3 protein-coding genes and 1 pseudogene are annotated in these 4,087 nt (G+C 40.7%); 1 reads left to right on the forward strand and 3 read right to left on the reverse strand.

Features of this window, described 5'->3' with window-relative positions; genetic code table 11:
- The coding region (locus FFR48_RS26010; RefSeq protein ID WP_201277682.1) for a WD40 repeat domain-containing protein at positions 1-289 on the forward strand (289 nt) is incomplete at its 5' end.
- A 112-nt stretch (positions 290-401) separates the two neighbouring features.
- Here FFR48_RS26010 and FFR48_RS26015 read toward each other — a convergent pair.
- From FFR48_RS26015 to FFR48_RS26025, 3 genes and pseudogenes are all read right to left on the reverse strand, one after another.
- On the reverse strand, positions 402-1,952 hold the full coding sequence (locus FFR48_RS26015; RefSeq protein ID WP_137669356.1) for an ATP-binding protein: 1,551 nt from the start codon (positions 1,950-1,952) through the stop codon (positions 402-404).
- Positions 1,953-2,199: 247 nt separating this feature from the next.
- A pseudogene (locus FFR48_RS26020) lies at positions 2,200-2,481 on the reverse strand (ATP-binding protein); the annotation flags it as partial.
- Positions 2,482-3,629: 1,148 nt separating this feature from the next.
- Positions 3,630-3,884 carry a hypothetical protein gene (locus FFR48_RS26025; protein WP_137669357.1) on the reverse strand — a complete coding sequence of 85 codons (255 nt, stop codon included), beginning with the start codon at positions 3,882-3,884 and terminating at the stop codon, positions 3,630-3,632.
- Between the last annotated feature and the right edge of the window lie 203 nt (positions 3,885-4,087).

Consider the following 4,087-nt stretch of genomic DNA (forward strand, 5'->3'; position numbering starts at 1 on the left):
TGGGGATAGAACCATCAAACTGTGGGATGTCGCCACGGGGAAGTTAATCGCCACCCTCACCGGACATTCAGATAACGTTAATTCAGTAGCCTTCAGCCCCGATGGTAAAACCTTAGCTTCTGGGAGTTGGGATAAGACCATCAAACTGTGGGATGTCGCCACGGGTCAGTCAATCGCCACCCTCACCGGACATTCAAATTTGGTTATTTCAGTAGCCTTCAGCCCCGATGGTAAAACCTTAGCTTCTGGGAGTTCGGATAAGACCATCAAGATTTGGCGGGGGCGTTAATGATCATGGTGTTGACCGTGGTCGGTGAGCGGAGTCGAACCGTGGTCGGTGAGGGGAGTCGAACCGTGGTCGGCGAGGGGAGTCGAACCGTTGACCATCAAAAAATCCAAACCTACCCCCGAATGACTGTAATATTTCTCCCTTGGGGACTCATAGCTATTTCCGTGGTAGTGCGATCGCTGATGGGGGGTAAGTCGGGGCGACGGTCAAATATGACTAACCATCCTGTCTCTAAATTTAATCCTGATAAATATTTATCTAATTGTACCAATCCTTGGGGTAAGGGGTCGGGTTTACCCTGTTTCCATACCTTTAATTCCATCCCTAAGACTACATCCCCATAACGCAGACATATATCCATTCTGCCAGAGCCTATGGCGTATTCTCGCTCTAAGCTCCCACCACCATTAACCACACGGTGTAAAAATGCCATTAATACTAAGTGGGGGGCTATTTCTGGGTAGGGAGTGCTTTTGAATAATGGTTCTCCATGTTGTCGCCAAAAGTCTAAAAAAGTTTCTAATAGAATTTGGGGGTTTAATTCCCCTGTAGGTGTTAACCAACTAGGTTGAATCATCGGTAAACTATCTTGAGTACCCTGGGATAACACCTTGGGGATGACTTCTTGATAAATGGGGTTAGCTACCTTTAACCCACCTTCTTGACTGCGAATCACTAAACCTAAATCTAACAAATAACGGCGATCGTCTTCCGGTGTGTTGGGTAATTCTTCCCCAGATAAAATAGGTTCTATAATGGCTTTTACCCTATCTTCCCGCAGTCGCTCTGCTAAACTATCTAAATGGGTGTCTTGCCTTTGAATTAAGATATCTTTAGCTTGATTAATTAAATCTATCGTGATGGGAATATTTACATCTTCTGCTAAGTATTCTGTAACTTGACGGGCGATCGCATTAACTAACCAAGGTTGACCCTGGGTTAAATAGTAGGCGTGGTGAATGGCTTCGGGGGTAAATATTTGCCCTGTGCCTTGAGTGTGTTGTTTGTATAATGTATTAACATCTTCTAAAGTAAAATTACTTAAAGTTATAGATTCCACCTTGATATTAAAGGGGCTAGAGGTATTTAACCTATCACTACCACCGGCAGCTACCTTATAATCACGTACATCCCGCATCCCAATTAAAGCCACACATTGAGGGAAACTCTGGGGACGACGGGGGAAACCGTCCCTTAACTGTCTTAAAACAGTAATTAAAGTTTGATTTTGCAGAGAGTCAATTTCATCAATAAACACCACCAAGGGGCGCTGAGAAGTTTCCGCCCAGGATTTGAGAAAAGAGCCAATACGTTGAGGTGGATTACCATTAGTTAAGAAAGGTGGTTGTAATTCTGTTGGTAGCCAACAGTCAATAGCATCTTGCCAAGCATCTAAAATCCTTCTTTCTGCTACTTCTGGCTGATCGGGAAAAGCAGAGCCTACTTCTGCGGATACCATGACGGCGGTATATTTACCACTAGCTGTTAATTCCTGTGCTAGGGTAAGCATGGCAGTGGTTTTACCTGTTTGTCTGGGTGCATGGATGACAAAGTAATTGCGCTGTTCAATCAGGCGTTTTAACTCTGGTAACCGTTCGGTGGTGGGTAGGGTATAGTGGATATCCGGTTGACAAGGGCCTGCGGTGTTAAACCATTTAGTCATAAAAGTTTAAGTAAGGTTGATTTGATTATAACTTCTATGATTGTTGACCGTTGACTGTGGTCGGTGAGCGGAGTCGAACCGTGGTCAGTGAGCGGAGTCGAACCGTGGTCAGTGAGCGGAGTCGAACCGTGGTCGGTGAGCGGAGTCGAACCGTGGTCGGTGAGCGGAGTCGAACCGTGGTCGGTGAGCGGAGTCGAACCGTGGTCGGTGAGCGGAGTCGAACCGTTGACCATCAAAAAATCCAAACCTACCCCCGAATGACTGTAATATTTCTCCCTTGGGGACTCATAGCTATTTCCGTGGTAGTGCGATCGCTGATGGGGGGTAAGTCAGGGCGACGGTCAAATATGACTAACCAACCTGTATCTAAATTTAATCCTGATAAATATTTATCTAATTGTACCAATCCTTGGGGTAAGGGGTCGGGTTTACCCTGTTTCCATACCTTTAATTCCATCCCTAAGACTACATCGCCATAACGCAGACATATATCCATTCTGCCAGAGCCTATGGCGTATTCTCGCTCTAAGAGGATGTTTGAAAAGTCCCTCATGATGTATCAAAAATTTTAGATCCCTCTAAATCCCCCTTGAAAAGGGGGACTTTAATTCTATTTCCCCCCTTATTAAGGGGGGTTAGGGGGGATCTGCTTTTGTCTGAATCAGGATGTCCAGGATTTGAGGATGTGCAGGATTGTTTTTTTAAGATTATCATTTTTTGTCTGAATCAGGATGTCCAAGATTTAAGGATGTGCAGGATTGTTTTTTTAAGATTATCATTTTTTGTCTGAATCAGGATGTCCAAGATTTAAGGATGTGCAGGATTGTTTTTTTAAGATTATCATTTTTTGTCTGAATCAGGATGTCCAGGATTTAAGGATGTACAGGATTGTTTTTTTAAGATTATCATTTTTTGTCTGAATCAGGATGTCCAGGATTTAAGGATGTGCAGGATGGGATTTTTAAAGATTATCATTTTTTGTCTGAATCAGGATGTCCAAGATTTAAGGATGTGCAGGATGGGATTTTTAAAGATTATCATTTTTTGTCTGAATCAGGATGTCCAGGATTTAAGGATTTATGACTAACGTCACGCTTCGCTATCAGGATGGGATTTTTATAATTTTATAAGATTATATCTTTTTTGTATTCTTGATGATTTTATATTATTTTGATAATTTATAAACAACATCCCGTACATCCTCAAATCCTAAAAATCCTGATTCAGACAAAATAAATCATCAATAAAAACCACAATCTCTAAACAACATCCCGTACATCCTCAAATCCTAAAAATCCTGATTCAGACAAAATAAATCATCAATAAAAACCACAATCTCTAAACAACATCCCGTACATCCTCAAATCCTAAAAATCCTGATTCAGACAAAATAAATCATCAATAAAAACCACAATCTCTAAACAACATCCTGTACATCCTTAAATCCTGGTTATCCTGATTCAGACAAAATAAATCATCAATAAAAACCACAATCTCTAAACAACATCCTGTACATCCTTAAATCCTGGTTGTCCTGATTCAGACAAAATAAATCATCAATAAAAACCACAATCATCAAACAACATCCCGTACATCCTTAAATCCTGGTTATCCTGATTCAGACAAAATAAAATCATAATAAAATCATAATAAAATAATTATATCCCCAGTCCCCAATTACCCAGAAATAGGCCATAAATAAATTAAACCTACAGGTTCAACTCGTACCGCTTTCACTTGATAAGTTCTTTCAATTCTCTCCGGTTCAGTAATTAATTCCATCTCTAATTTTTCCAACCTTTTCACCCAATAACGACGATCTGCGTCTATTTGTTTTTGTTCATCTGCGGGAAATAATGATAATTGTATTTTGGTGGTTTCTTCCTGTTTTTGGGTAATACGTTCTTTTTGTTCTGCTAAAATCTTTTTCATTTCCCCAGCTTCTTTTTTACCCCTTTCAGTTAATTTTTTCTCTGCTCTTTCTGCTAAAATTTGAGCGCGTTTCTCTAATTAGACCTGTCCGAAATATATAACGGAAAAATGGTAGAACGGTAAATGGAAAATATACCGTGGTTCTACCAAAGATGAAAAATATTACCAATTATATACATATGTACCCAAAACGCGCTAGGGGT

The sequence above is a fragment of the Sphaerospermopsis reniformis genome (assembly GCF_005402885.1).
Classification (GTDB): domain Bacteria; phylum Cyanobacteriota; class Cyanobacteriia; order Cyanobacteriales; family Nostocaceae; genus Sphaerospermopsis; species Sphaerospermopsis kisseleviana.

What these genes read in the sequence shown, in the direction of transcription:
- FFR48_RS26015 (WP_137669356.1), bottom strand. Translation starts at nt 1,952, where the DNA reads ATGACTAAATGGTTTAACACCGCAGGCCCTTGTCAACCGGATATCCAC.
- FFR48_RS26025 (WP_137669357.1), bottom strand. Translation starts at nt 3,884, where the DNA reads ATGAAAAAGATTTTAGCAGAACAAAAAGAACGTATTACCCAAAAACAG.